Raw genomic sequence first — 25,093 nt, 5'->3', positions numbered from 1 at the left:
TTCGTTGCGATCGAAGCGCCTCCAGCTTGGCTAAATGTCAATCTGGGCAGATTTGACTCGAATCACTAAGGCAATCACAAGATAGGGAGCTTTTGGAATCCAATGAGTGTTACAGCAAGTGGTGGAAGCTCTGTTGCACGCCCGCAGCTATATCAAACCCTGCCGACGACAACCATTAATCAGGCAGAACAGCAAGACCGTTTTTTGGAACGGGGAGAACTCGGAGAGCTTAAAAGCTACTTCAGTTCCGGTCTTCAGCGCTTGGAGATTTCCCAAACGCTCACGCAAAACTCAGAACTGATCGTTTCGCGTGCCGCCAACCGGATTTTTGTCGGTGGCTCCCCGATGGCCTTTTTGGAAAAGCCCGCAACCGAAGATCAGCCCGTTGCTGTCGGCATGGGCGGCATCGCGATCGACACCAAAGAAGCAATGAAGCTGGGTACGGCCACGTATGTATCGAGCAGCGGCGGCTTCCTGGAAGGACTGCGATCGCTGTTCAATTCGTCCAGCAGCGGCCCCGCTCCGGCAGGTTTCCGCCCGATCAACGTGGCTCGCTATGGCCCGTCCAACATGCAAAAGTCGCTGCGGGATCTAAGCTGGTTCCTGCGCTATGTGACCTATGCGATCGTCGCTGGCGATCCCAACATCATCATCGTCAACACTCGCGGTCTGCGCGAAATCATCGAAAATGCCTGTTCGGGCGAAGCGACGATCGTGGCTTTGCAAGAAATGCGGCAAGGTGCGCTCGCCCTGTTCCGTCGGGATGCAGATGCGTCGGCGATCGTCGCTCAGTATTTTGACGTACTGATTGGCGAGTTCAAGGCTCCCGCACCTTCGGATAAACTGCGTCAGCGTCCCTCTGGCGATCTGCAAGGCTTGCAATTGCCGCAAATCTACTACAACGCCGCTGAGCGTCGGCAGAAGTACGCGATGAAACCGGGTTTGTCGTCTTCTGAGAAGAACGAAGTCGTCAAAGCGGCCTACCGTCAAGTGTTCGAGCGCGACATCACCCGCGCCTATTCGCTCAACATCTCGGATCTTGAGTCGAAGGTGAAGAACGGCGAAATCTCGATGAAGGAATTCGTTCGCCGTCTCGCCAAGTCGCCGCTGTATCGCAAGAACTTCTTCGATCCGTACATCAACAGCCGCGCTTTGGAATTGGCGTTCCGTCATATTCTCGGTCGGGGTCCCAGTTCGCGGGAAGAAGTGGCGAAGTATTTTTCGATCGTCTCTTCCGGTGGCCTCCCCGCCCTGATCGATGCCCTGGTTGACTCCAAGGAATACGGCGACTACTTCGGTGAAGAAACCGTTCCCTATCTGCGCGGCTTAGGCCAAGAAGCGCAAGAGTGCCGCAACTGGGGGCCGCAGCAAGACCTGTTCCGCTACAGCGCTCCCTTCCGCAAAGTGCCGCAGTTCATCACGACCTTTGCGGACTATCAGCAGCCCTTACCGGATCAGCATGTCTACGGTTCGGGTAACGACCCGCTGGAAATTCAGTTTGGCGCGATCTTCCCCAAACAGAACACCAATCCCAGCACTCGTCCGGCTCCGTTCGGTAAGGACACCAAGCGGATCTTGATTCACCAAGGTCCTGCGATCAACAACCAGAACAGCAATCCTGCGGCTAGAGGTGAGTTCCCCGGTTCGCTCGGTCCCAAGGTGTTCCGCTATGACCAAAGCCCCAGCTTTACGGGCATTCAGGTCGGACGGCGATCGACCAACACCCAAGGCATCAGCACCAAGTTCTCGGAAAGCTCGACACAAGCCGTGATCCGGGCTGCCTACCTGCAAGTGTTTGGCCGCGATGTGTATGAAGGTCAGCGTCAGCGCGTCGCTGAGATCAAGCTGGAGAACGGCGAAATCTCGATGCGTGACTTCATTCGCCTGCTGGCAAAATCCGACCTGTTCCGCAAGATGTATTGGACTTCTTTGTACGTCACGAAGTCGATCGAATACATCCACCGTCGCCTCCTCGGTCGCCCCACCTATGGCCGTCAGGAAAACAACAAGTACTTCGACATCTGCGCCAAGCAAGGCTTCTACGCTTTGATCGACGCGCTGATCGACAGTCCAGAGTACAGCGAAACTTTTGGCGAAGATACCGTTCCCTACGAACGCTACCTGACGCCTCAGGGTGTGGCACTGCGGACAAATCGGATCGGCAGCATTGTCGATAAGGGCACGACTGTTGAGAAGGAAGAAACCCCGCGTTTCGTCGAACTTGGCGCAGTTCCCGACAACCGCACCGAACCGGATGTTCAATTCCGCGTTGCTCAAGGCGTCAACAAGCAGCGCGAACAGACGAAGATCTTCAAGCTGCAAAATACGAACGACAAGAACGAAGTCAACACGATTATTCGCGCCGCCTATCGCCAGATTTTCGAGCGCGACATCGAGCCGTACATCGTCAAGAACGAATTCACCGAACTCGAAAGCAGACTTGGCAACGGCGAAATCAACGTCAAGGAATTCGTGGAAGCTTTGGGAACTTCGCGGCTTTACATCAAGGAGTTCTACACGCCCTACCCGAACACGAAAGTAATCGAACTGGGCACGAAGCACTACTTGGGACGCGCTCCCCAAGACCAAGCGGAAATTCGCAAGTACAACTTGATTTTGGCCTCGGAAGGTCTGAAGGCGTTCATCACCGCCCTGACGACAACCGAGGAATACACCAAGCTGTTTGGCGAAGACACGGTTCCCTACCGTCGCTTCCCGACTCTGCCTGCCGCCAACTTCCCGAATACCGAGAAGCTTTACAACCAGCTCACCAAGCAAAATGATGATGTGGTTGTGCCCAGCTTTGAGCCTGTGAAGACGCGGATGGACATCACCAAGATGCCGCTGATGGGCTTGGCGATGAACGACATGGCCGCGAAAGCGCGTCAGGTGGACATGAGCCAGCCGCTGTTTATTCAGCTCGGTCGATCGTTCTCCAACGGTGACGGTCAATCGGTCGAAGTCGGTGTCGGCACGTTCCGCCGCAAGCCTGCCCGCATCTTCCGCTCGAATCCGGATCTGCCGATCGCCGAGAAAGAACAAATCATCAACGCGATCTACGTGCAGGTGATGGATGCGTTCAGCGGTCAAATTGGCAAGGAATTCCGGCGATCGGATCTGGAAAGCCGCCTGCGGAACGGCGAAATCAACGTGCGCGAATTTGTCCGTCAACTGGCAAGCTCTGAAGGCTATCGCCGCCGCTACTACACGCCGTACCCGAATACCAAGGTGATCGAACTGCTGTTCCGCAACATCTTGGGACGCGCTCCGGCCACGCAAGCCGAGATTCGCGAGTACAACAAGCTGCTGGCCGATGGCGGCCTCAAGGCTGCGGTCGATGCAATGGTGGATAGCGCTGAGTACGCTCGCTTCTTCGGTGAAGATGTCGTACCTTACCGCCGCTATCCTTCGCTTCCGGCTGGCAACTGGCTGGGCAGCACCAAGGCAACTGCCGACTTGATTAAGCAAGCTTGGTCAGATTTGTCGCCGTCCACCACAACCGGACAGTTCAAGTAAATGCTAGAGTTTTGACAACGAATCCAATTCGTTGAATGGTTTTTTCCCGCTCTGGAGACAGGGCGGGTTTTTTATTGAAGGGCGATCGAACACCTGCTGCGGCTTGCGATCAGTGAAAACGAGCAAGAGGCATTTATTCCTTCCACACGCTGACAAATTGCTTTGAGAACTTGGAGGAGTCGCGATCGACTTTAACTAGTGAAAGTTCGATCGATCGCGTCCCAAGACCAATTCCACTGCAACAAGTTCGATCGCCCCTGAATTGCCACCGCTCCCACAAAATTCGACGCAACATTCAACTCCCAAATTGTCCAGTCGATCGGAATTTGTTCATTTAAACCGTTGGCAATTCCACAGCCGATCGCCTTCAAATACGCTTCTTTTCTTGTCCAACAGCGAAAAAAAGCAAGCTGCTGTTCTTCGGACGGAAGGCAAGCGATCGCCCTCACTTCTTGCGGATGAAAATAGCGATCGAGCAGCGATCGAAACTCGATCGATCGAATTTGTTCGACATCCACACCGACAGGCTGATCGATCGCGACGGCAATCAGCGCCCAATCGCTCGAATGTGACAGGTTAAACTCGATCGCACCATCGACCAGAAACGGTTTGCCGCGATCGCCGCAGGCAAATTGCAGGCGATCGGGCGGAGTTTGCAGGTATCGGCTGAGGATGAGCCGGAGGGCGGCGTGACTGGCGATGAAAGGGGCGGGCAGTCGGAGGCGATCGGCACGAGCTTGTTCGGCAGCGTCGAGGAGCGATCGCAGCGGGGAAGTGGAAACGGTGAGATTGACGCGCCAAACCTGCACCTGACCGGGTGAAAGGGAAGGATGCGATCGCGGAAGCTGCCAAATCACATGACCGGATGGAAGTAGAACGCTGCGCCCAACACGGTGTAGGTTGCCAGCAGCAAAGCGCCTTCGAGCCAGTTTGATTGACCGTCGAGCGTGATGATGTTGGCGACGGCAACGGCCAGCGTCACAGCAACGACTTCAAACAGATTGAAGCTCAGATCCATCGGCTGACCGATCGCCCGTCCCAGCAGCACCAAAATCGGCGCAACCAGCAGCGCGACCAGCAGGCTCGACCCCATTGCGACCGAGACGGACAGATCCATATTGTTTTTAATCGCGACTCGAACGGCGGTGACATATTCGGCAGCACCGCCGACCAGCGGCAGCAAAATCACTCCGGTAAACAGCGGCGTTAAGCCCAAGCCTGCCGTCGCTTCTTCGACTGCACCCACAAAAATTTCCGATTCAAAGGCAACGGCGATCGTCGAAATCAGCAACACGCCAATCCACAAAGTTAAATTCGGCTTTTCCCCTTCGCCGTGTCCTTCCTCTTCCAGATCCGCCACGCCCACGTCATATAAATAGCTGTGGGTTTTGAGCGAAAACAAAACGGTGGCCGCGTAGACGGCAATCAGGACGATCGCCACGAACAGCGACAGATTTTCGATCGCCTTGGGTTCCACCACGTTTGAAGTCGAGATCACCATTGCCGGAAGCACGATCGCGGTTACGGCCAAGGTCATTGTCGATCCGTTGGCGCGAGCGACGACAGGCTGAAATATTTGTTCTTTGTAGCGCAAGCCGCCCAGCAGCATCGACAAGCCCATAACGAGCAGCAGGTTACTGATGATGGTTCCGGTAATACTTGCCTTGACGATATCGACCAGTCCGGCGCGGAGGGCGACGATCGCGATAATCAGTTCAGTGGCATTTCCAAAAACGGCGTTGAGCAAGCCGCCGATCGATGGCCCCGCCACGATCGCGACTTCTTCAGTTGCGGTACTCAGCCAGATTGCCAGCGGCACGATCGCCAGTGCTGCCGTGATGAAGACGGTCAGTGCGCCCCATTCGAGCTTTTCGGCGGCGATCGAAATGGGAATGAACAGCAGCAGGCCAAAGGAAATTAAATTTTTGGTTGACATGACGAGAGATGAGCTTTCTTCAGTCAATCATAGAGGTGTGTTCTGCCGTTTCCTCTGTGATGCTGCGGATTTGAATGGCGGGAGGTGGCGGATCGAAGACGATCGCAAACTCAATCTGTGAAATCATCTGTTTCACCACCAGCAAATAAGCCTCTGCATCATTGCGCTGACGAAAGCGGGCGATCGGATGATGTTTGAGGTGCGCGTTTAAGCGATAGATCACCCAAGGATGCAGAAGATCTTGATAGCTCATTGGTTTTATCCAGGCAAATGCGACACTGATGCAAGGACAGTCGCAGCCAGTCATTCCGCAGGCTGTCCTTTGCAGTAGTTAGAAGATATCTCATTTTGAGGCATTGTTTTGAGACTGTCGATAGATGCCTCAAAATGAGCTTAGTTGCATCAACATGGCCGAGCGCAACAAGCGACAAAGACAAGCAGGCGATTCGCCGCTAGAAATCATGAGAATCGATCGCACGACGCTGACGCAGGACGAACTCGCCATGCGTTGCGGAATTCCCCGTGCAACCTATCAGCGCTGGATTTCTGGTAAAACGGAAGCGCGGCTCAGCATTTCGCAACTGAAGCGATTGTGCGAAGAACTAAAAATTGAGCGAGTGGATGAGCTTCCTGACAATTTTGCGCCGATCGCACCGTCTGAGTGAGGCGATCGGCCTGAGTTTTGCGTGATGAAAGGTTTGTCTTTAAAGCGATGAATCTTCCGAATCGCGGCGGAGATGATCGTTGAGATCCGTCATGTTGTCAAGCATCTCCGGGGCAACAGCCGGATTGCTGACGATGTCGCGAGGATTGCCCTGAAAGCCGCCTTTGTAGACGAGATCGATCGGGTCGGCCATCCGCACATCGGTTTTCACATCTTCATAGGAGTGCTGTACTTCGTCTTGATTGGGTGCGCTGTCGGGCTTCTCAGTCGTCATCGTTTCAGTTTGAATTCTTCAATTCAAGTTAGCTTTGCAGATGCGATCGCCAACACTGTCAAAAGGTCGAAATTGCTTGCTGACCGCTAGACTGAAGACAAATTGAGTTTTGTTGCTGCGATGAGCTTGACGACTCAGCTTCCGATTCCTACCTTCTTTCAGGCCGATCGCGTCGGCCAAGTGTGGCGCGTTCCCTATCAAACCAGAGCAGCGGAAGCGCAAGCCTGGGCAAAACAGCACGACATTTCGCCTGCGGCCAGCGATCGCGTGAAGATTTGCCTGATGGCGATCGACGTGCAAAACACCTTTTGCATTCCAGATTTTGAATTGTTCGTCGGAGGGCGATCGGGTCGCGGAGCCGTTGAAGATAACGTGCGGCTGTGCGAATTTGTCTATCGCAATTTGCCGTATCTGACGGCGATCGCGCCCACAATGGATACGCACACGGCAGCGCAAATTTTTCATCCCGCTTTTTGGGTGGACGAGTCGGGCAACCATCCGCCTGCGATGACGATGATCGAGCCGAAGGACGTACCGCAGCAGTGGCGCGTCAATCCGCTGATTGCGGCCAGTCTGGGCTATGAGCCGGAGTTGCTACAAATTTACGCCGAGCATTACGTGCGGCAACTGAGTCAGGACGGCAAGTATCCGCTGACGATTTGGCCGTTTCACTCGATGCTGGGCGGCATTGGTCACGCGCTTGTTTCCGCCTTCGAGGAAGCCTGCTTTTTTCACAATCTGGCGCGGCAAAGTCAAACGCGCTTTGAAATCAAAGGCAGTAATCCGCTGACGGAAAATTACTCGGTTCTGCGTCCGGAAGTGCTGGTCGATCAGGAAAGCCGATCGATCGCCCAAAAAAATACAAGCTTCTTGCAAAAACTTTTAGAGTTTGACTATCTGATTATTGCCGGACAAGCGAAAAGTCACTGCGTCGCCTGGACGATCGATGATTTGCTGAACGAAATTCAAGCGATCGATCCGACGCTGGCGCAAAAGGTGTATCTGCTGGAAGATTGCACTTCTCCAGTTGTCGTGCCGGACGTGGTGGACTTCACTGAGGCCGGAGATGCCGCGTTCGATCGGTTCTCCAAAGCTGGAATGCACCTGGTCAAATCGACCGATTCGATCGAGTCTTGGCCGGATCTGCAACTCTAGCCTGTTGCAAATATAGTTCGCCAGTCCTACCTTGAGTGCCCCTTAATTTGCAACACAGAATCTACAGACTATCTGTCCAACCAATCACTGCTAGTTTGATGCTGCAATGATTTCGCATTCTTCCTTTCGATCGCACTGGTCGATCGATCCGGCGATCACGTTTCTCAATCACGGTTCGTTTGGTGCTTGTCCGATCGCGGTGCAGCAGGAACAGCAGGCATGGCGCGATCGATTAGAGCGCGATCCGATGCGATTTTTTGTTTGGGATTATGAGGAACTGCTTGATCGATCGCGTGAGGCAATGGCTGCTTTTGTGGAGGCAGATGCGGCGGATTTGGTGTTTGTTCCCAATGCCACAGCGGGCGTAAATGCCGTGTTGCGATCGCTCCATGTGCGTCCGGGCGATGAGCTATTAACGACCAGCCACGAATACAATGCTTCGCGCAATGCCTTGGATTTTGTGGCGGCACAAGCTGGGGCGATCGTGACGGTTGCCGAGCTTCCATTTCCGATCGAATCTGCCGATCAGGTGATTGAATTCGTGTTAGCAAAAGTGACAGATAAAACACGATTACTCCTCATCGATCACGTCACAAGTCAAACAGGTTTAGTGTTACCGATCGAACCAATCATTTCTAAGCTGTCAGCCGCAGGAATTGCAACTTTGGTGGACGGAGCGCACGCACCGGGAATGCTGCCGCTGAACTTGAAAAAGCTCGGTGCAACCTATTACACCGGAAATGCACATAAATGGCTTTGTGCCCCAAAAAGTGCTGCTTTTTTAGTAGTCGATCGCGCCCAACAGTCACAAATTCGTCCGCTGGCAATCAGTCATGGCGCTAACTCTTTGCGGCAAGATCGATCGCGCTTTCAGCTTGAATTTGACTGGACAGGAACGGCTGATCCCAGTGCAGTTTTCAGCATTCCCAAAGCGATCGAATATCTCGGTTCGCTGCTGCCTGGTGGCTGGCCGGAACTGATGCAGCATAATCGAAATTTGGCGATCGCGGCTCGCCATTTGCTGTGTGATGCGCTCAAAATTTCGCCGCCTTGTCCGGCAGCAATGCTTGGTGCAATGGCCGCCATTCCATTGCCAGATGGGGACTGCGAATTGCTGTATCGACAGCTAGTCGATCGTGCTATTCAAGTTCAGCTTCAAGCTTGGCCGCGATCGCCAAAGCGCATTTTGCGAATTTCAGCACAGCTTTATAATCAGCTTGCGGACTATGAATGTTTAGCAACTGCACTGCAAATTTTGCACCAAAGCTACTGAGATTCGTCGCGATCGAGTTCCAGTACGGCGACAAGCTGCCCATGATCCGATTGCCAAAGCGGAATTTCTTCATCCATTAAAGCTTGATCGATCAGGTGATCGTTCAGCACTGAAACATGGCCGACTCGTCCAATTCGGCGCGGATTTCCTGATACAAATTCTTGGCTAACCAAGATTTGATCAAGCGTTTCGTAGTGCCCGTTGTGAATGTGCGTATAGAAAAAATCGCCGTAGCTGCGACGTGCCTGAATGTCCTTAACGTTGTAGAGCAGCACATCCCAAATTTGGCGTTTGCGATCGCTCGGCAGTTCTCGATGCGGCGGTTCTCCTGCGATGATTTGCGTTGTGACGGCAAGCGCCGTGTCATTCACATCACCCATCACAATCACAGGATAGTCTTGATTTTGCAGCGTTTCCATCAGCAGCATTCGCAAAGCTGTCGCTTCTGCCGCCCGCAAAATGAGCGATCGCGCCTGCCCTTTTGCTCGTTCGATCGGGTCGTGGCGATCGACATCTTCCGGCAAAATTGGACGTTTGGATTTGAGGTGAACGACAAAGACAATGCACTCCACACCATGAATCGCAATTTTGACAGATAAAACAGGACGCGAGAAGCGATCGAACGACAGCAGTTCTCCTTGAATATCGAGTTTGGCAGCAGCGGGAAACTGCTCGATCACCTGATAGCTCAAGATTGGAAAGTTAGAAACTAAAGCAACAGCAGGACTGTCATTGATATGCTTGGAAACAACAAGTTTTGCCGAATCATAGATTCGACTTTCGGTTAAAGTTTCCTGTAAGGCTTCAGTATGAAAAACTTCTTGAAAACCAACAATGTCGGCTCGCATTCGCTGAAGCTGATTCGCTGTCCAAGTTTTTTTGCGGCGGTAGGTTTCAGGGCTATAAACTTCACGATAGAAACGTGTATTCGGCAAAGCAAGATTGCACAGGTTAAACGTTCCAATGCGAAAGCGATGAGATGGCATGAGAATTTGGAAGAAGAAGCGATCGATCCTACCGAGAAACGCTGCCGCAAACGTCGAAACTTAAGAATTGATTTGGAGTTTTGGCGAGACTGTAAGGTTGACGAAACTGTAGCGATCGCAGCAAATCCGCGCTGAATCACCAAATACGGTAAAATCTGCCTACAGTGCCGCCCCAACTTAACGATTTGCCGCGAATGATTTCTGTTTCCGATCGCATGACCGCTCTGCGCGATCGCGCCCAGTGCGCTTTAATTCCGTTTATTACAGCGGGCGACCCCGACCTTGAAACAACGGCCAAAGCGCTGCAACTGCTCGATGCCAACGGTGCAGACATCATTGAGCTTGGCGTGCCCTATTCCGACCCGCTTGCCGATGGGCCAGTCATTCAGGCGGCGGCGACTCGCGCGTTGGAAAACGGCACGACGATCGATCGCGTCCTCGATATGCTGCGCGACATAACGCCGAAGCTGAACGCGCCGATCGTCCTATTCACCTACTACAATCCCATTCTCAATCGCGGCATCGAACCATTTTTGAAAGAGATCAAAGCGGCGGGCGTCAGCGGCTTAGTCGTGCCCGATTTGCCGCTGGAAGAAGTCGATGCGCTGCTTCAGCCTGCAACAGCGATCGGCATTGAGGTCGTGCTGCTGGTTGCGCCCACCAGTCCCAAAGAGCGAATTGAAGCGATCGCTCGCCAGTCGCAGGGCTTTGTTTATCTGGTCAGCGTGACAGGCGTGACGGGAATGCGAACACAAATTCAAGACCGTGTGCAGGAGTTGGTCAGCGATTTACGCAGTGTTACGGACAAAGCGATCGGCGTGGGATTTGGCATCTCGGAGCCGTCGCAAGCGCAGCAGGTGATGGAGTGGGGCGCAGATGCGGTGATTGTGGGCAGCGCGTTTGTCAAACGCTTGGCAGAAGGCTCGCCAGAACAGGGATTGATGGCGATCGAATCTTTCTGCCGCAGCCTCAAGATGGCACTCAGCTAGTCCACAAAAATTGCTTTTTTGAATTCTAATTTCGCCGAACTCACAGAGCAAATCAATCGGCTAAAACTGACGAATTGCTGACTGAAAGCAATCGATTTCTACGGCAAAAATCAATCGAAACCTGAATTAGAACGATCGTATTATCGAACGACTGTATTATGGAAGCAGTTCGATCGAGCGATGGTTGGCATGGAACTTGAGCAGCCTCTTGGTTCAGTGATTCAAGGCTCTTTGAGTCAAGGCTTAGAAGTGCGTTTGCATCCCGACGTTTCCGTTGAAGAAATGCGCGTCGGAAAATTTCTCGTCGTGCAGGGGCGGCGATCGCGCTTTTTCTGTATGCTCACCGATGTTGCCTTGGGAACCGCAAATCCGCGCATCCTTGCCAATCCGCCCGATCCGAATAATTTATTTTTGCAGGAAGTTCTCGCAGGCAGCGGCACTTACGGCACGGTTAGCCTCACGCCAATGCTGATGTTTACGCCGACTGCACCCAGCGAAACGCCAGAAGAATTTAAGCCAGAAAAAAAGAAGAAATCAAAAGTTTCCGAAGGTCAACTGTCACTCGGATCGTTCGAGCCGCAGTCGAATAGCGGCTTTGAACTGTTGCCTGTGAAGACGATTCCGAGCCATTTTTCGCAGGTGTTTGATGCCAGCGATCGCGACTTTCGTGCGGTTTTTGGCTGGGAAGATGACCCGCACCGACGCAATTTTGCGATCGGAATGCCGATCGATATGGACGTGCCGATTTGTATTGACCTCGATCGATTTGTCGAGCGCAGCAACGGCGTGTTTGGCAAGTCTGGCACAGGCAAATCATTTCTGACGCGCCTCTTGCTGTCGGGGATTATTCGCAAGCGGGCGGCGGTGAATTTAATTTTCGATATGCACTCGGAATACGGCTGGGAAGCGACTCGCGAAGGCAAGCAGTTCAGCACCGTCAAAGGCCTGCGGCAGCTATTTCCCGGACAGGTGCAGATCTACACGCTTGACCCGGAATCGACCAAGCGGCGTGGTGTGCGCGATGCTCAAGAGCTTTTCATCAGCTACGACCAGATCGACGTGGAAGATTTGATGCTGGTGCGCGGCGAGTTGAACCTCTCAGAAGCTAGCCTGGAGAACGCGATTATTCTCCGCAACGAATTCGGGCGAAGCTGGATTACGCGCCTGCTGTCGATGAGCAATGAGGAAATTCAGGAATTTTGTGAAGTCAAGATGGGCAGCAAGTCCTCAATTATGGCGCTTCAGCGCAAGTTGCAGCGGCTTGACGACCTGAAATATCTCAGGCAAACCTGCCCGCACAACTATGTCAGTCAAATTCTCGAATCGCTGGAAGCCGGAAAGCATGTCGTGGTGGAATTCGGGTCGCAGTCGAATTTGCTGTCATATATGCTGGCGACGAACGTGATCGCCCGCCGCATTCACGCCAGCTATGTCCACAAAGCCGAGAAATTTTTGCAGACCAAAAACGTCAGCGATCGCCCCCAACCGCTCGTCATTACGATCGAAGAAGCCCACCGCTTTCTCGACCCGTCTACGGTCGGTCAAACGATCTTTGGCACGATCGCCCGCGAAATGCGGAAATATTTCGTTACCTTACTCGTCGTCGATCAGCGTCCGTCCGGCATCGATAACGAAGTGATGTCGCAGGTCGGGACGCGCATCACCGCTTTGTTGAACGACGAGAAAGATATTGAGGCGATTTTTACCGGAGTGTCAGGCGGGCAAAGTTTGCGATCGGTGCTGGCGAAACTCGACTCCAAACAGCAAGCCTTGATTCTCGGTCATGCCGTGCCGATGCCCGTCGTGATTCGCACCCGTCCGTATGACGAAACCTTTTATGCCGAAATTGGCGCGATCGACTGGGAAGAAGTGCCGACAGAGGCCGTGATCAAAGCGGCGGAATCGGCCAAGGCGGATTTGGGATTTTAGGGAAGCTGCTTCAAATTCAAAGCAGAAAAAAGGCGCAGCCAATGCCGCGCCTTGCGAAGTTCAAATTGGATGAGGTTAGCGATCGACCGATCCCATGATGATATCGACGCTGCCCAAAATCGCCATGATGTCTGCCACCTTCACGCCTTTAAGCAGTTTCGGGAAAATTGGCAGATTGTTGAAGTCTGCCGCCCGAATCTTCCACCGCCAAGGAAACACGTTGTCATCGCCAATCAGGTAAATGCCCAATTCACCTTTGCCGCTTTCAATGCGGAAGTAGTGTTCGCCCTTGGGAATCTTGAAAGTCGGCGCGATTTTTTTGCCGATGAACTGGTAATCAAACCCGTTCCATTCAGATTTTGGCCCTGCGGCGATCCGCTTGGCTTCCAAGTTTTCGTAGGGGCCACCCGGCAAGGCTTTGAGCGCCTGCATGATGATCTTGGCGGATTCGCGCATTTCGCGGATGCGGACGATGTAGCGGGCAAAGCAGTCGCCCGCCGTTTCCCACTGCACTTCCCAGTCAAGTTCGTCGTAGACTTCGTAGTGATCGACTTTTCGTAAATCCCACTTGACGCCGGACGCCCGCAGCATCGGTCCCGACAAGCCCCAGTTGATCGCTTCGTCACGTCCGATCGTGCCCACGCCCTCGACCCGTCTACGGAAGATCGGGTTGTCCGTGATCAGGCGTTCGTACTCATCGACCTTGGGCAAAAAGTACTCGCAGAACTCTTGGCACTTGTCCACCCAGCCGTAGGTCAAGTCCGCCGCCACGCCGCCAATGCGGAAGTAGTTGTTGTTGATCAAGCGGTAGCCCGACACGGCTTCCCACAGGTCATAGATCATCTCCCGTTCACGGAAGATGTAGAAGAATGGGGTCTGAGCGCCCACGTCGGCCATGAACGGGCCAAGCCACAGCAAATGGTTGGCAATGCGGTTCAGTTCCAGCATGATCACGCGAATGTAGCGGGCGCGTCTGGGAACGTCGATGCCCGCCAGAATTTCCGGCGCGTTCACCGTCACGGCTTCGTTGAACATGCCTGCTGCGTAGTCCCAGCGAGACACATAGGGCACAAACATCGTATTCGTGCGGTTTTCTGCGATTTTTTCCATGCCTCGGTGCAAATAGCCGATGACAGGTTCGCAGTCCACCACGTCTTCACCGTCCAAGGTGACAATCAGCCGCATCACTCCGTGCATGGAGGGATGGTGCGGCCCCATGTTGATCACCATCGGTTCGGTTTTGGTTTCGATCATTGCCATAGCTAAACAGTCTCCCCTCGCGATCGATGTCAGGTGGCCTTGGTCGCGAGGGGCAATCCCTCGCCAAAACTCATATTCTGATAAATTGTTGCGCTTTCTTAATTATACGGATTGTGCATCCGTAGAAGTGTCGATCGATCGACAACTTCTAGGGCAAATTATCAGCTTTTTTCAGGGATCACGATAACCAAACCTGAAGCGATCGCCACCCAGCCGCCATACTGGAAATGCATTCCTTTTGTTCGATTGCATGATCCAGCCGTCTCCGCCTGCCTTTGTTCATATTCCCGTCCTCGGTTCAGAAGTCGTGGAAGGGCTGTCCGTGCGTCCGGGCGGACATTATCTCGATGCCACAGTCGGCGGCGGCGGCCACAGTCGGATGATTCTTGAAGCGGCGGCGGACGTGCGGATTACGGCGATCGACCAAGACGCACAAGCCATCCAAGCGGCTCAGGCGAAACTGAAGGAGTTTGGCGATCGCGTCCAGTTCCACCGGAGCAACTTTGCTGAATTTCGACCTGTGGAATTATTTGACGGCATCATTGCCGATTTGGGTGTGAGTTCGGCGCAGTTTGACACGGGCGATCGCGGCTTCAGCTTCCGCCTCGAAGCACCGCTCGATATGCGAATGGATCAGCGACAGGAATTAACTGCCGCAGACATCATCAACACTTGGGACGAAGCAAAACTGGCCGACATTTTCTTTCACTATGGCGAAGAACGCTTGTCGCGACGAATTGCGCGGCGAATTGTGGAGCGCAGACCGTTTCAGACGACGATCGAACTGGCAGACGCGATCGCCTACAGCGTTCCGCGCTCCTACCGCTACGGACGCATCCACCCCGCCACTCGCGTCTTTCAAGCCCTCAGAATTGCCGTCAACCAGGAACTTGCCGTTCTCGAAACTTTTCTGCAAAAAGCTCCTACCTGGCTGAACCCAGACGGGCGGATTGGCATTATCAGCTTTCACAGTTTGGAAGATCGCCTGGTGAAACATGCCTTCAAAGATTCACCTTGGCTGGAAGTGCTAACGAAAAAGCCGATCGTGCCGCAAGAATCTGAACTGGAAGCGAATAGTCGGGCGCGATCGGCTAAGCTGCGATTTGCGCGACGAGTTGAAGCAGAGCGCGGCTAAAGATTTACCTCTTCAAGCTGCAACTTGTCTCTTGCTAGGATAGGATGACGAGATGACAAGATCGGGGAATTTCTACCCCAATAGGTATATTAGACTCGCAACCAAATCGGTATATTTGACCTAAGCAGCTTTTGCTATCCGTTTCGCATTGCCATTGCCTGACATTTAGAAAACCATGAGTGAAATTCGTGTTGCCCTAATTGAAGACCATGACCTGACTCGCGTGGGAATGCGTACCGCCCTTCAGCAGCAAGAGGGCGTCAAGGTCATTGGTGAAGCTGCCAATGCGACCGAAGGCCTAAAGCTGTTGCAGCAAACGCAGCCCGACATTGCGATCGTTGATATCGGCCTGCCCGACATGGACGGCATCGACCTGACGCGCCAGTTCAAATCGGCACAGGCTGAGCAGGAAGACGCCACCACCAAAGTGCTGATTTTGACGCTCAACGATAATGAAGATGTGGTTTTGGCGGCGTTTGCGGCTGGCGCAGACTCCTACTGCATGAAGGATGTGAGCTTGGAGCAGCTTGTTGAAGCGCTGAGAGTCACCAACAGCGGCAATAGCTGGATCGATCCGGCGATCGCTCGCATCGTCCTCAAGCAAACCCGCCAGCCACAGTTAGGAGCTGCCGATCCAAAAAGCACCGTGTCGATCGGTGCAGTCGCTCCAGAATACAGCCAGATTCTCGAAACCTATCCGCTGACTGAGCGCGAACTGGAAGTGCTAGAGCTGATCGTGGCCGGATGCAGCAATGCGGCGATCGCTGAAAAGCTCTACATCACGGTGGGAACGGTGAAAACGCACGTCCGCAACATCCTCAACAAGCTGTGTGCCGATGACCGGACGCAAGCCGCTGTCCGAGCGTTGCGATCGGGCTTGGTTGGCTAGCAGCCAAACTTCATAAAGTTCCTGTAATTGAAATGCCCTCTTCTACCGCACCGGATGCTCATCAAAGTAGAATGAGGGTATTTTCTGCATCTACCCCCAGTCGATCGCGTCGCTAACTTGAACACTTGCTTTCACCTGCTCCTACTTTGGACTGCGGTGCTTTAAACAAACCTCAGTTCAGTGAGTCGTGGCACCAAGGAAGTTAGCGAATGTGAAGTCTGGGGTATTTTGCTGTTGGGGGCGATCGTCACGCCAAGCCGTGCATTCAAAAGATTTGATTTTTTGACTCTGTGCAAGCTTGTCTGGCAGCAATCGCGATGGCGAGCTTTCCGTTGAACGTGAGTCGCATTTTGGTTTCGCAGTGGAGTGTCGTATGGCTCTGCCAGAGAAAAGTAAGCTGAGATTGATGGTTGTTGATGACGAATCAGACAATCTCGATTTGCTCTACCGCACCTTTCGTCGGGACTTTGAGGTGTTCAAAGCCGCAAGCGCCCTCGAAGCGCTGCAAATTCTCGATCGCGTCGGCGAAATGAGCATCATCATTTCCGATCAGCGAATGCCCAAGATGAGCGGAATCGAGTTTCTGAGCCGCACCGTTGAGGCGTTTCCCGACACGATCCGAATCGTCCTGACGGGCTACACGGACGTTGAAGATTTAGTCAGTGCAATCAACACGGGCAAGGTATTTAAATATATCACCAAGCCTTGGAACCCGGATGAATTGCGATCGGTGGTGCAGCAAGCGGCTGAAACCTATCAGGTGCTCAAGCATCGCACGATCGAACTGCGTCGCGCCCTCCGTCGTGAATCTTTGTTCAATGCCGTCACCACTGCGATCCGCGAATCGCTCGACTATCGCAGTATGCTGCAAACGATCGCCAGCGCGATCGGACAAACCTTCGGTGCAGACACTTGTATCCTTCGCCCCGTCGAAACCGTGAACGGTACTGCCCAGTATCGCCTGTTGCCCGAAGCGTTTTCCTACTCGCTGCCTTCGACCGAAGCACTGGTGTCGATTGCATCCCTCTCAGCCAACGCCCCCGTCGAACTGCTCGATGCCCCCTGTTTGACTGAAGCAGAAGCGCTGCGATCGGTTTTCCAGCATCGCCAGATTCAACTGAGTCAGTGCAGCGGCGATCATCCGCCCCGCGCTCAGTTGTTCGTTCCGCTCACCTATCAGCAAGAACTGTTGGCCGTTCTCATGCTCTACCGCAATGGCCCTGCGCCACCCTGGACAAGTGAAGAAATCGAACTGCTCAACGGCGTTGCCGAACAAGCTGCGCTTGCCATTTCGCAAGCCAAGCTGTACCAGCGCATTCAGCAGCAAACCGAGCAGATGCGATCGGAACTCGCGGTCGCCCATCAAATTCAGAGCAATCTGCTTCGCCAGCAGTTGCCCGAACTGGATGCGGCCAAGGTGCAAGCCTGCTGCTATCCGGCTAGAGAAGTCGGCGGCGATTTCTTTGAGGTGTATCAGCATCCGCAGGGCGATCTGTGGCTGGCAGTCGGAGATGTTTCTGGCAAAGGCGTTCCGGCTGCGCTGTTCATGGCAAGCGCCATCTCGGTTTTGCGGCGCGAACTGGGACAGGAAACTTCACCAGAACCGGATATCGTGATGCAGCATCTAAACAGCAGCTTGTCTGACAACCTCGTTGGCAGCAACTGCTTCATTACGATCGTGCTGGCTCGCTATCGCCCCACTAGCGGCCAGCTATGCTATGCCAATGCTGGACATATCTATCCCCTAGTGTGGTCGCGCACCGAAACGCAGACTCCCACCTACCTGAAGGTGCGGGGTGTGCCGCTGGGAATTTTGCCCGTTTGGAAAGCTCCTGCGGGCGAGGTGACGTTGCGATCGAACGATATTCTGCTGCTGGCAAGCGACGGCATCACCGAGGCAACCGTCGTCGATGCCAATCACAACGGCAAAAACGCCATGCTTCAGCAGGAAGGCTTGTGGCGGTTGCTTCAGCAGCAGGCAGTGCTCGATTTGCCAAAGCTGCTGTCGCACATTCAGTCACATACCGAAATTCAGGAAGACGACCAGACCATACTTGCTTTGGAGGTTTTGTAGCTCATGCGAACCGAGTTGCATGTACCAAGTGACCTAAAATTTCTCAACATTGTAGAAAGCTGGCTGCTTGGCGCATTAGAAATCGAGCTAGGTGATGATGTTGATTGGCCGCGCCAGGCAAATCGACTCCGGCTCGTCCTAGTCGAAGCCTATTCCAACGTGGTGCGTCATGCCCATCGCGACCAGCCCAATCTGCCCGTCTTGATGCGGCTGGAGCTGAAAAATCGAGACATTGTGCTGGAAATTTGGGATCACGGACGCGGCTACGACCTTTCCACCTATCTGCCGCCCACGCCCGAAGACAAGCAGGAGGGTGGATATGGCTGGCTCATTCTCAATCGACTCATGGATCGGGTGGAATATCGCCTGCAAGTGAACGGGCGCAACTGTCTCATGCTGGAAGCAACACTGCCGCAGGAAGAGCGGAATTAGTCGAGCTTCGAGGTGGGCGCTGAGCTGAACGGTGTCTGGTAAAGCGTCGATCGCTAGCTTGCCTGTGGCGGATCTTGCCTCTTTCTAGAGGAGAAAAGCGATCGCCCGAACGACAAGTGTTGTATCTTTAGTTAAGCATTCTTTTACACGGCGCTTCATTCGCGATGTCTTCTAGCTGGCTGACGCCCAGTCATTTTGTGATGCTGGGCTTGTTGCTTACGTTTGCGGTCGCCCACAGCGGACTGGCCTCACTTCGGGCAAAAGCAGAAAAGCGAATTGGCGCAAGACTCTATCGCGTCCTGTTCGCGCTGGTTAGCTTGCCGCTTGCCGTCATCCTCATCGTTTACTTTTTCAACCACCGCTATGACGGGTTGCGCCTGTGGAACGTGCAGGGCGTTCCCACTGTGCAGTCGATCGTTTGGATTTTGTCGGCCATTTCATTTTTGTTTCTCTACCCCGCCACGTTTAATTTGCTGGAAATTGCGGCGATCGAAAAGCCGCAAGTCCACCTGTATGAAACGGGGATTATCCGGATAACGCGCCATCCACAGATGGTCGGGCAGATCATCTGGTGCATTGCCCACACGCTTTGGCTGGGGACAACGTTTACGCTGGTGACTTCGATCGGGCTGGTGCTGCATCATCTGTTTGGCGTTTGGCATGGCGATCGCCGTCTGAGTTGGCGCTATGGCGAAGCGTTTGACAAGGTGAAAGAGCGCACTTCGATCGTGCCGTTTTTGGCAATCGTGCAGGGAAGACAAACAGTGGTCTGGCAAGAATTCATCAAGCCCGCCTATTTAGGCGTAGCCGCTTTTGTCCTCCTACTTTGGTGGGGACATCCAGCTTTAATTCATGCCGCCAATCTTGTCCACTGGTAGGATGATTTTAAGCAAGATCAAAGCAAAAATTTAAGAAAACCATAGAGGGATCAACGTGGAAGCGGTTAGCGAAGAAACGTTTCAGCAAGAAGTTTTGAATGCTTCGACTCCGGTTTTGGTGAATTTTTGGGCACCTTGGTGTGGCGTTTGTCGCCTAATGTACCCGCTGCTCAATCAGCTTCAGGGCGACTGGGACGGTCAGCTTAAGCTCGTCAGCATCAATGCCGACGCCAACCTGAAGCTTGCGAGCACCTATCGTCTTTCAACTTTGCCGACAGTACTGCTGTTCGATCGCGGCCAGTTGCTCCACCGCCTCGATCAGTTCCACACACCCGCCGAGATTCGCACAGCGGCTCAAGGGCTAGCCGTCGCCCTCGAACAGCTCAAGAAAAGCTATTTGCTGCTATAACTAGCTGCTGTAGCTTTGTTGGGAAGCGTGGCGGAGGGCGGTAATTGTTTCGATCGCCACTGTCGCCACGCGATCGATTTCGGCTTCCGTGTTGAACCGTCCGATGCCAAATCGCAATGAAGCATAAGCAAGATCGTCCAATCGTCCGATCGCTCGCAGCACATGAGACGGTTCGGTTTTCGCGCTAGTGCAGGCAGAACCGGAAGAAAGCGCAACGACAGGCTGAAGACCGAGCAGTAAGGCAGAACCGTCTACGTCTGCAATACTCACATTCAGATTTCCCGGTAGTCGTTCGATAGAATGTCCATTGAGAAGAATGCCGTCGATCGCGCTGAGCTGTGTCCACAGGCGATCGCGCAGTTGCCGAATTCGCTGAAATTCTTCGGGCTGCTGGGCGATGCCGAGTTCGATCGCTTTCGCAAAGCCAACAATTTGCGGCGGGTAGAGCGTGCCCGAGCGCATTCCGCGCTCATGCCCGCCGCCGTGAAGCTGCGGTGCAAGCTGAACTCGTGGATTGCGACGCCGCACATACAACGCTCCAATTCCTTTTGGCCCGTAGATTTTGTGCGCGGTCAGAGACATCAGGTCGATCGCCATCGCATTCACGTCGATCGGAATTTTGCCGATCGCCTGCGCTGCATCAGTGTGAAACAGCACGTTGCGGCTGTGGCAGAGTGCGCCAATTTGGGCGATCGGCTGCAAGACGCCAATTTCGTTATTTGCCATCATCACCGAGACAAGAATCGTGTCGGGGCGAAACGCCTGCTCAAGCTCAGCAAGCGCGATCAGGCCGTCGGGCTGCACGGGAAGAATCGACACCTCAAAGCCGATCGACTCCAGATAGCGGCAGGGGTCAAGAACGGCGTTGTGTTCGGTTGCAACGGTGATGATGTGTCGTCCGCGATCGAAATACGCCTCGGCTACGCCCTTGATCGCAAGATTGTTTGCCTCGGTTGCGCCGCTGGTGAACACGATTTCTTCGGGCGCTGCGCCGATCGACTCGGCCAAATCCGATCGCGCCTGCTTCACGGCACTTTCGGCTTCCCAACCAAAAGTATGTGAATTGCTGGCTGGATTGCCAAACTGAGTGGTGAAGTAAGGCAGCATGGCTTCTAGGACAATCGGATCGATCGGGGTGGTGGCGTGGCAGTCGAGATAGATGGGGCGATGCGGCATGAATTCGCAGAGAAATTGAGCTTCCTTGATTGTGGCAAACCCTTTTGACAGCGATGGAGCGAGTGATGGGTCTGCATCAGGCAGTTGCTTTGGGAAAGGGAGGGCGATCGCTGCTTCGAGACGGATGCGACTGCCGCAAAATTCGCAAGTGATCTTCGAGTCCTAACTTTGCGCCTTTTTGATAGATTCGCTCTCTTGAGTTAACAGAAATAAAAGTTTGATTTGAGAGGTTGAGCTTTTCAGATTGACCCAGAAATAAGAAGCCGTTTTGCTGAAGCGCAAAATGAAAGCGAACCGCGATCGCGGCTTGCGTTTCAACATCGAGATAAATCAGAACATTGCGACAGACCAGCAAATCAATTTTAGACATCGGCGCATCTTCAGTCAAATTATGATGACCAAATACAATTCTTCGCCGCAGTGCTGAGTGAAAAACATATCCGCGATCGATTTTTTCAAAGTATTTCTCTAGCCAGTCTAGAGGAATCTCTGCAACGTCTTCTTCGGCATAAATGGCTTGTCGAGCTTGCTGGAGCGCATCCAGATCACGATCGGTTGCGTACCAGCGAACGCGCTCTAAACACGCTTCGATTCCCAACACTTCTGCAAACGTCATGACCAGGCTGTAGAGTTCTTGTCCGGTCGAGCAGCCTGCGCTCCAAACCCGAATCGACTCGCGCGATCGCTTGCTGTTCACAATTTTGGGAATGACATCTTGCGCCAGGGTTTGCCAAGCATTGCGATCGCGAAAAAAGCTAGTGAAGTTAATTAAAACAGCTTCTTGAAGGAGCCTCCACTCTTCCAATTCCTGCTGCAAATAGTATAAATAGTCTCGGTAGGAATTGATATGAAGCTGCTGCATCCGATAATTAAATCGTCGCATCAAGCTAGAACGTTTATAGTTCGTGAAATCGCAGCCCCGCTCGCGCTTAAGAAAACCAAGCAGTGCTTCAAAATCCAAATCTAGCTCAGGTGATTGAATCATATCAAAAGACGTAAAAAGTAATATTCAGGGATGTTTTAATGCTTTTGCGGAAGTCTCGGCTCGATCGCGCCTCAGCCGAAATATCTGATAGTTTCAGTCTAGTCGATGATCTTTTAGCTTGATCGTAACGATTCTTAGGTTGAAAAAAAAGGGTCTTGTGCAGACCCTCAAAGCATGATTTCTCAAGTGTTGAAGTCGATCGCCGCCTGTGAAGCGATCGCGTCAGCAAACCAAGCCGCTAATCTCCAAAAATCGCGGAGTGCCAGCCTTTGCGCTGATCGCCCGTCATGTCAAACACAACATGCTTGACGATCGTGTATTCTTCGAGCGCATAGTGCGACATATCTTTGCCCACGCCGCTTTGCTTAAAGCCGCCGTGTGGCATTTCGCTGGCGATCGGCAAATGATCGTTAATCCAAACTGTGCCGCACTCCATCGCTGCGGCCATCCGCATCGATCGCTGCACGTTTGTTGTCCAGCAGCTTCCGGCCAGCCCATACGCGATGTCGTTGGCGAGGTGGATTGCTTCGGCTTCGTCCGAGAAATGCTTGACGATCGCTACAGGCCCAAAAATTTCTTCTTGAACGCAGTTGGCATCCTGCGGCGGATCAACCAGAATCGTCGGTGGATAGAAGCAGCCAGGACTTTCCGGCTTTTCGCCGCCCAGCGCCACTTTGACGCCTTGCTGTTTGGCTTCTTCGACCATGCTGTGAACTTTGGTTTGCTGCATTTTGCTCACTAAGGGGCCGATGTCCGTTCCCTCATCGAACGGGTTGCCGACGCGCACCTGCTTGGACAAGGCGATGAAGCGATCGAGAAACTGGTCAAACACTTCGTTTTGCACATAAATTCGCGTCGCCGCCGTGCAGTCTTGGCCGCTGTTTGCATAGCAGGCGACGACCGCACCATTGGCCGCCGCTTCGATGTCGGCATCTGCAAACACCAAGAACGGCGCTTTGCCACCCAGTTCCAGCGTGACCCGCTTCACCATCGGGCTTGCCAGTTCTGCGACGCGCTTTCCGGTTCGCGTACTGCCTGTGAAGCTGACCATGCGGATGTCGGGATGCGTACAGATGGCTTCTCCGACTTCTGCGCCTCCGGTCACGACGTTGATCAGTCCCGGTGGAAAGCCGGATTCGATCGCGATTTTTGCCAGTTCGATCGTCGTCACGGGCGTATTGGGGGCGGGCTTGATCACAACCGCATTTCCTGCCGCCAAAGCAGGAGCCAGCTTCCAAATTGCCATCATGAACGGATAGTTCCAGGGCGTAATCGCGCCCACCACGCCAACGGGTTCCCGCCGCAACATACTCGTATATCCGGGAATGTAGCTTCCGGCGGCGGCTCCTTCTTGGCGGCGGACGCTGGCGGCAAAATAGCGCAGGTTGTCGATCGCAAACGGAATATCGCTATTGGTCGAAAGCTTCAGCGGCTTTCCGGCGTTTTGGCTTTCCAGTTGAGCAAGCTGCTCAGACTTGGCCTCGATCGCATCGGCGAACTTCATCAGCGCGGCACTGCGTTCACCATACGACAGTGCCCCCCAAGCCACTTGCGCTTGCTTGGCAACGGCAACGGCGCGATCGACATCTGCTGTCGTGCCCATTGCCACCGTTGCAAATACTTCTCCCGTTGCAGGGTCGATTAAGTCTTCGCTGCCCGTCGTAATTAGCTCGTCGCCGATCACCATTGGATAGTGCGTGAACTTCGCTTCCATAAATCCTCTCGGTTAAGTGCTTACCATTTCAACGGATGTTAACGGCACGCGATCGCCCTTTCGTGACTTTGGCGATCGTCTCCCTATTGTCCACAATGCCAGGGAAGCCGAATTTTGTGGGTTAAGAAAGTTACGGATCGATCGCCCTATCGCCGCGCAAAATTTGCTGGATCTTGGTCGCGGCGATGCTGAACGGGCAAGGGTGGACTTTGGCGATCGCCCACCAAAGCTGCCGTCTGCTCCAGTGCGGTTCGCAGTCGTCTGGCCGCATAGATCGACATATCGCGAGGAACGTTGATGCGATCGCGCAGATAGCGCAGGGCAATATCCGATCCGGCAGGCGGTTCGCAAGCTTCCCCGGTCATCATCGCAGTCAAGGCGCAGCGGAGGGCGCGATCGAACAGGTCGTCATCCGCCGGATTGACGCGAATAATATTGTTGCGATGCGTGATGACGCGCTGGAGTGCTTCTGCTCGCGAGGTTTCGGGTTCCGCATAGGCGACATCCGGCAGTTCGTCCCACGAGCCGCGATCGACTTTCGCCTGATTGCTCGCCGTTTGCGGATCGCTGTTTGCCCAGCACCCGCCCATTTGCGGCGGCAAATCGTGGACGTGCGTGTGGAAGTCGCTTTGTGTCCCGCGATAGGTGGAACGGCTTTCCATTGCGGCAAACCAGGCTTTGAAGTGCGGATTTTCTTCGCGCAAAGAATAGCCTTTGTAGTAGTACAGGCTGGCGTTCATCCGTTCGACATAGGGCGTGAAGATGACATCCACGATGCTGAAATCGTCAAGGAAATAAGGGCTATCCGTGCGCTCAAGTGCGTCTTCGACTTTGGCAACGACGTTAATAAACTGCTCGCGGTTGCGACGTTCTTCACGATCGTTCGATCGCTGACACAGCCAAGCGCACCATGCCCGAAACAGCAATCGCTCCAGCCACCGCAGCGGCAACACTTCCGGGTCGTTCATGCCCCAGCCCAAGCTGCCGTAGACGGTTTCGAGCGCGATCAAAATGTCGTCGCTTTCGGTGATGATGCGTCCGTCCAGTTCGATCGCAGGCAGCATTCCCGATCGCACTTTGCGCTTGTACCAGTCTTCTTTCTGCCCATAGCAGAACATCGTGACTTTTTCGATGCGGTAAGGAATTTGCTTTTCCTCTAGCCACAGCCAAACTTTTTGACAGTAGGGACACCAGGCATGATTGTCGCGATACAGCGTCACCCGCACATCTGACTCTGACTGACCAAACAGGCGTAGACGGGCTTGTGCATTGGTCGCACCGTTAATGCGATCGATTTGCCAGTCCGTGAGGGCTTCCAGTTCTGTCCAGCTTAAAGGCGCGATCGTCATAAGGAATTTCGGTAGTTTCATTTCTTATTTTGTCATTGCTTTTTTCGACATGAAGCGACGTTGCAACTCA

Annotated in this window: 22 protein-coding genes and 1 pseudogene; 13 read left to right on the top strand and 10 right to left on the bottom strand. The window is 53.6% G+C overall.

Annotation, left to right across the window (positions count from 1 at the left end; genetic code table 11):
* Window positions 1–102 precede the first annotated feature (102 nt).
* Window positions 103–2,814 (top strand): annotated as a pseudogene (locus H6F67_RS04890) (phycobilisome rod-core linker polypeptide); the annotation flags it as partial.
* 9 nt (window positions 2,815–2,823) lie between these two features.
* Entirely contained in the window at window positions 2,824–3,516 is a 693-nt protein-coding gene (locus H6F67_RS28460) for a phycobilisome rod-core linker polypeptide (protein WP_396797620.1), read from the top strand.
* A 191-nt stretch (window positions 3,517–3,707) separates the two neighbouring features.
* Here the strand turns inward: H6F67_RS28460 and H6F67_RS28315 are convergent, their stop codons facing one another.
* The 3 genes from H6F67_RS28315 to H6F67_RS04875 are packed head-to-tail and all read right to left on the bottom strand — an operon-like array spanning window position 3,708 to window position 5,705.
* Entirely contained in the window at window positions 3,708–4,373 is a 666-nt protein-coding gene (locus tag H6F67_RS28315) for a 4'-phosphopantetheinyl transferase superfamily protein (protein WP_190763897.1), read from the bottom strand.
* The gene (gene cax, locus H6F67_RS04880; RefSeq protein ID WP_190763895.1) at window positions 4,370–5,452 is read right to left on the bottom strand and encodes a calcium/proton exchanger; all 1,083 of its coding nucleotides are present in this window, start codon (window positions 5,450–5,452) and stop codon (window positions 4,370–4,372) included. Before cax ends, H6F67_RS28315 begins: the two co-directional genes overlap by 4 nt.
* Before the next feature lie 19 nt (window positions 5,453–5,471).
* Window positions 5,472–5,705: a hypothetical protein gene (locus H6F67_RS04875; RefSeq protein ID WP_190763893.1), complete on the bottom strand. Its 234-nt coding sequence runs from the start codon at window positions 5,703–5,705 to the stop codon at window positions 5,472–5,474.
* A gap of 154 nt (window positions 5,706–5,859) precedes the next feature.
* On the opposite strand from H6F67_RS04875, the gene H6F67_RS04870 reads away from it, so the two are divergent.
* The gene (locus tag H6F67_RS04870; RefSeq protein ID WP_190764013.1) at window positions 5,860–6,117 is read left to right on the top strand and encodes a helix-turn-helix domain-containing protein; all 258 of its coding nucleotides are present in this window, start codon (window positions 5,860–5,862) and stop codon (window positions 6,115–6,117) included.
* A gap of 39 nt (window positions 6,118–6,156) precedes the next feature.
* Here the strand turns inward: H6F67_RS04870 and H6F67_RS04865 are convergent, their stop codons facing one another.
* Entirely contained in the window at window positions 6,157–6,390 is a 234-nt protein-coding gene (locus H6F67_RS04865) for a hypothetical protein (RefSeq protein ID WP_190763891.1), read from the bottom strand.
* Between the two features lie 120 nt (window positions 6,391–6,510).
* On the opposite strand from H6F67_RS04865, the gene H6F67_RS04860 reads away from it, so the two are divergent.
* Together H6F67_RS04860 and H6F67_RS04855 are read left to right on the top strand one after the other, a co-directional pair.
* Window positions 6,511–7,545: an isochorismatase gene (locus tag H6F67_RS04860; protein ID WP_190763889.1), complete on the top strand. Its 1,035-nt coding sequence runs from the start codon at window positions 6,511–6,513 to the stop codon at window positions 7,543–7,545.
* Window positions 7,546–7,651: 106 nt separating this feature from the next.
* Complete coding sequence (locus tag H6F67_RS04855) at window positions 7,652–8,818, top strand: aminotransferase class V-fold PLP-dependent enzyme (RefSeq protein WP_190763887.1); 1,167 nt, start codon at window positions 7,652–7,654, stop codon at window positions 8,816–8,818.
* On the opposite strand, the gene H6F67_RS04850 is transcribed toward H6F67_RS04855, so the two are convergent.
* Window positions 8,812–9,804: an endonuclease/exonuclease/phosphatase family protein gene (locus H6F67_RS04850; protein WP_190763885.1), complete on the bottom strand. Its 993-nt coding sequence runs from the start codon at window positions 9,802–9,804 to the stop codon at window positions 8,812–8,814. The two genes, H6F67_RS04855 and H6F67_RS04850, sit on opposite strands and share 7 nt — an antisense overlap.
* Before the next feature lie 194 nt (window positions 9,805–9,998).
* On the opposite strand from H6F67_RS04850, the gene trpA reads away from it, so the two are divergent.
* Window positions 9,999–10,793, top strand: a complete 795-nt coding sequence (trpA, locus tag H6F67_RS04845) for a tryptophan synthase subunit alpha (RefSeq protein WP_190763883.1) — start codon at window positions 9,999–10,001, stop codon at window positions 10,791–10,793.
* 189 nt (window positions 10,794–10,982) lie between these two features.
* Window positions 10,983–12,722: an ATP-binding protein gene (locus H6F67_RS04840; protein ID WP_190763881.1), complete on the top strand. Its 1,740-nt coding sequence runs from the start codon at window positions 10,983–10,985 to the stop codon at window positions 12,720–12,722.
* Between the two features lie 75 nt (window positions 12,723–12,797).
* Here the strand turns inward: H6F67_RS04840 and H6F67_RS04835 are convergent, their stop codons facing one another.
* Window positions 12,798–13,982, bottom strand: a complete 1,185-nt coding sequence (locus H6F67_RS04835; RefSeq protein WP_190763879.1) for an NAD(P)H-quinone oxidoreductase subunit H — start codon at window positions 13,980–13,982, stop codon at window positions 12,798–12,800.
* Window positions 13,983–14,232: 250 nt separating this feature from the next.
* Between H6F67_RS04835 and rsmH the strand changes: the two genes are divergently transcribed.
* The 6 genes from rsmH to H6F67_RS04805 all read left to right on the top strand — a co-directional run bounded on the left by rsmH (window position 14,233) and on the right by H6F67_RS04805 (window position 19,799).
* The gene (rsmH, locus tag H6F67_RS04830) at window positions 14,233–15,117 is read left to right on the top strand and encodes a 16S rRNA (cytosine(1402)-N(4))-methyltransferase RsmH (protein ID WP_190763877.1); all 885 of its coding nucleotides are present in this window, start codon (window positions 14,233–14,235) and stop codon (window positions 15,115–15,117) included.
* A gap of 175 nt (window positions 15,118–15,292) precedes the next feature.
* The gene (locus tag H6F67_RS04825) at window positions 15,293–16,006 is read left to right on the top strand and encodes a response regulator transcription factor (RefSeq protein WP_190763876.1); all 714 of its coding nucleotides are present in this window, start codon (window positions 15,293–15,295) and stop codon (window positions 16,004–16,006) included.
* Window positions 16,007–16,379: 373 nt separating this feature from the next.
* Window positions 16,380–18,080 (top strand): SpoIIE family protein phosphatase, encoded by a 1,701-nt coding sequence (locus H6F67_RS04820; protein WP_190763873.1) that lies wholly within the window; start codon window positions 16,380–16,382, stop codon window positions 18,078–18,080.
* A gap of 3 nt (window positions 18,081–18,083) precedes the next feature.
* Entirely contained in the window at window positions 18,084–18,512 is a 429-nt protein-coding gene (locus H6F67_RS04815) for an anti-sigma regulatory factor (protein ID WP_190763871.1), read from the top strand.
* A 164-nt stretch (window positions 18,513–18,676) separates the two neighbouring features.
* Window positions 18,677–19,390 carry an NnrU family protein gene (locus tag H6F67_RS04810; RefSeq protein ID WP_190763869.1) on the top strand — a complete coding sequence of 238 codons (714 nt, stop codon included), beginning with the start codon at window positions 18,677–18,679 and terminating at the stop codon, window positions 19,388–19,390.
* Between the two features lie 55 nt (window positions 19,391–19,445).
* Window positions 19,446–19,799 carry a thioredoxin domain-containing protein gene (locus H6F67_RS04805; RefSeq protein WP_190763868.1) on the top strand — a complete coding sequence of 118 codons (354 nt, stop codon included), beginning with the start codon at window positions 19,446–19,448 and terminating at the stop codon, window positions 19,797–19,799.
* On the opposite strand, the gene H6F67_RS04800 is transcribed toward H6F67_RS04805, so the two are convergent.
* The 4 genes from H6F67_RS04800 to H6F67_RS04785 form a co-directional block, all read right to left on the bottom strand.
* Window positions 19,800–20,975 (bottom strand): IscS subfamily cysteine desulfurase, encoded by a 1,176-nt coding sequence (locus H6F67_RS04800; RefSeq protein WP_190763866.1) that lies wholly within the window; start codon window positions 20,973–20,975, stop codon window positions 19,800–19,802.
* A gap of 76 nt (window positions 20,976–21,051) precedes the next feature.
* The gene (locus tag H6F67_RS04795) at window positions 21,052–21,960 is read right to left on the bottom strand and encodes a protein-glutamate O-methyltransferase CheR (RefSeq protein ID WP_190763863.1); all 909 of its coding nucleotides are present in this window, start codon (window positions 21,958–21,960) and stop codon (window positions 21,052–21,054) included.
* A 238-nt stretch (window positions 21,961–22,198) separates the two neighbouring features.
* On the bottom strand, window positions 22,199–23,674 hold the full coding sequence (locus tag H6F67_RS04790; protein ID WP_190763861.1) for an aminobutyraldehyde dehydrogenase: 1,476 nt from the start codon (window positions 23,672–23,674) through the stop codon (window positions 22,199–22,201).
* Between the two features lie 146 nt (window positions 23,675–23,820).
* Complete coding sequence (locus tag H6F67_RS04785) at window positions 23,821–25,023, bottom strand: glutathione S-transferase family protein (protein ID WP_190764011.1); 1,203 nt, start codon at window positions 25,021–25,023, stop codon at window positions 23,821–23,823.
* Between the last annotated feature and the right edge of the window lie 70 nt (window positions 25,024–25,093).

The sequence above is a fragment of the Microcoleus sp. FACHB-1515 genome (genome assembly GCF_014696105.1).
In the GTDB taxonomy this organism is placed as follows: domain Bacteria; phylum Cyanobacteriota; class Cyanobacteriia; order Elainellales; family Elainellaceae; genus JAAUTJ01.
This window is presented reverse-complemented; position numbering and strand designations above follow the sequence as displayed.

What these genes read in the sequence shown, in the direction of transcription:
- H6F67_RS04815 (WP_190763871.1), top strand. Translation starts at nt 18,084, where the DNA reads ATGCGAACCGAGTTGCATGTACCAAGTGACCTAAAATTTCTCAACATT.
- H6F67_RS04875 (WP_190763893.1), bottom strand. Translation starts at nt 5,705, where the DNA reads ATGAGCTATCAAGATCTTCTGCATCCTTGGGTGATCTATCGCTTAAAC.
- H6F67_RS04840 (WP_190763881.1), top strand. Translation starts at nt 10,983, where the DNA reads ATGGAACTTGAGCAGCCTCTTGGTTCAGTGATTCAAGGCTCTTTGAGT.
- H6F67_RS04825 (WP_190763876.1), top strand. Translation starts at nt 15,293, where the DNA reads ATGAGTGAAATTCGTGTTGCCCTAATTGAAGACCATGACCTGACTCGC.
- H6F67_RS04800 (WP_190763866.1), bottom strand. Translation starts at nt 20,975, where the DNA reads ATGCCGCATCGCCCCATCTATCTCGACTGCCACGCCACCACCCCGATC.
- H6F67_RS04850 (WP_190763885.1), bottom strand. Translation starts at nt 9,804, where the DNA reads ATGCCATCTCATCGCTTTCGCATTGGAACGTTTAACCTGTGCAATCTT.
- trpA (WP_190763883.1), top strand. Translation starts at nt 9,999, where the DNA reads ATGATTTCTGTTTCCGATCGCATGACCGCTCTGCGCGATCGCGCCCAG.
- H6F67_RS04790 (WP_190763861.1), bottom strand. Translation starts at nt 23,674, where the DNA reads ATGGAAGCGAAGTTCACGCACTATCCAATGGTGATCGGCGACGAGCTA.
- cax (WP_190763895.1), bottom strand. Translation starts at nt 5,452, where the DNA reads ATGTCAACCAAAAATTTAATTTCCTTTGGCCTGCTGCTGTTCATTCCC.
- rsmH (WP_190763877.1), top strand. Translation starts at nt 14,233, where the DNA reads ATGATCCAGCCGTCTCCGCCTGCCTTTGTTCATATTCCCGTCCTCGGT.
- H6F67_RS04865 (WP_190763891.1), bottom strand. Translation starts at nt 6,390, where the DNA reads ATGACGACTGAGAAGCCCGACAGCGCACCCAATCAAGACGAAGTACAG.
- H6F67_RS04810 (WP_190763869.1), top strand. Translation starts at nt 18,677, where the DNA reads ATGTCTTCTAGCTGGCTGACGCCCAGTCATTTTGTGATGCTGGGCTTG.
- H6F67_RS04870 (WP_190764013.1), top strand. Translation starts at nt 5,860, where the DNA reads ATGGCCGAGCGCAACAAGCGACAAAGACAAGCAGGCGATTCGCCGCTA.
- H6F67_RS04860 (WP_190763889.1), top strand. Translation starts at nt 6,511, where the DNA reads ATGAGCTTGACGACTCAGCTTCCGATTCCTACCTTCTTTCAGGCCGAT.
- H6F67_RS04795 (WP_190763863.1), bottom strand. Translation starts at nt 21,960, where the DNA reads ATGATTCAATCACCTGAGCTAGATTTGGATTTTGAAGCACTGCTTGGT.
- H6F67_RS28460 (WP_396797620.1), top strand. Translation starts at nt 2,824, where the DNA reads ATGGACATCACCAAGATGCCGCTGATGGGCTTGGCGATGAACGACATG.
- H6F67_RS04835 (WP_190763879.1), bottom strand. Translation starts at nt 13,982, where the DNA reads ATGGCAATGATCGAAACCAAAACCGAACCGATGGTGATCAACATGGGG.
- H6F67_RS04785 (WP_190764011.1), bottom strand. Translation starts at nt 25,023, where the DNA reads ATGACGATCGCGCCTTTAAGCTGGACAGAACTGGAAGCCCTCACGGAC.
- H6F67_RS04820 (WP_190763873.1), top strand. Translation starts at nt 16,380, where the DNA reads ATGGCTCTGCCAGAGAAAAGTAAGCTGAGATTGATGGTTGTTGATGAC.
- H6F67_RS04855 (WP_190763887.1), top strand. Translation starts at nt 7,652, where the DNA reads ATGATTTCGCATTCTTCCTTTCGATCGCACTGGTCGATCGATCCGGCG.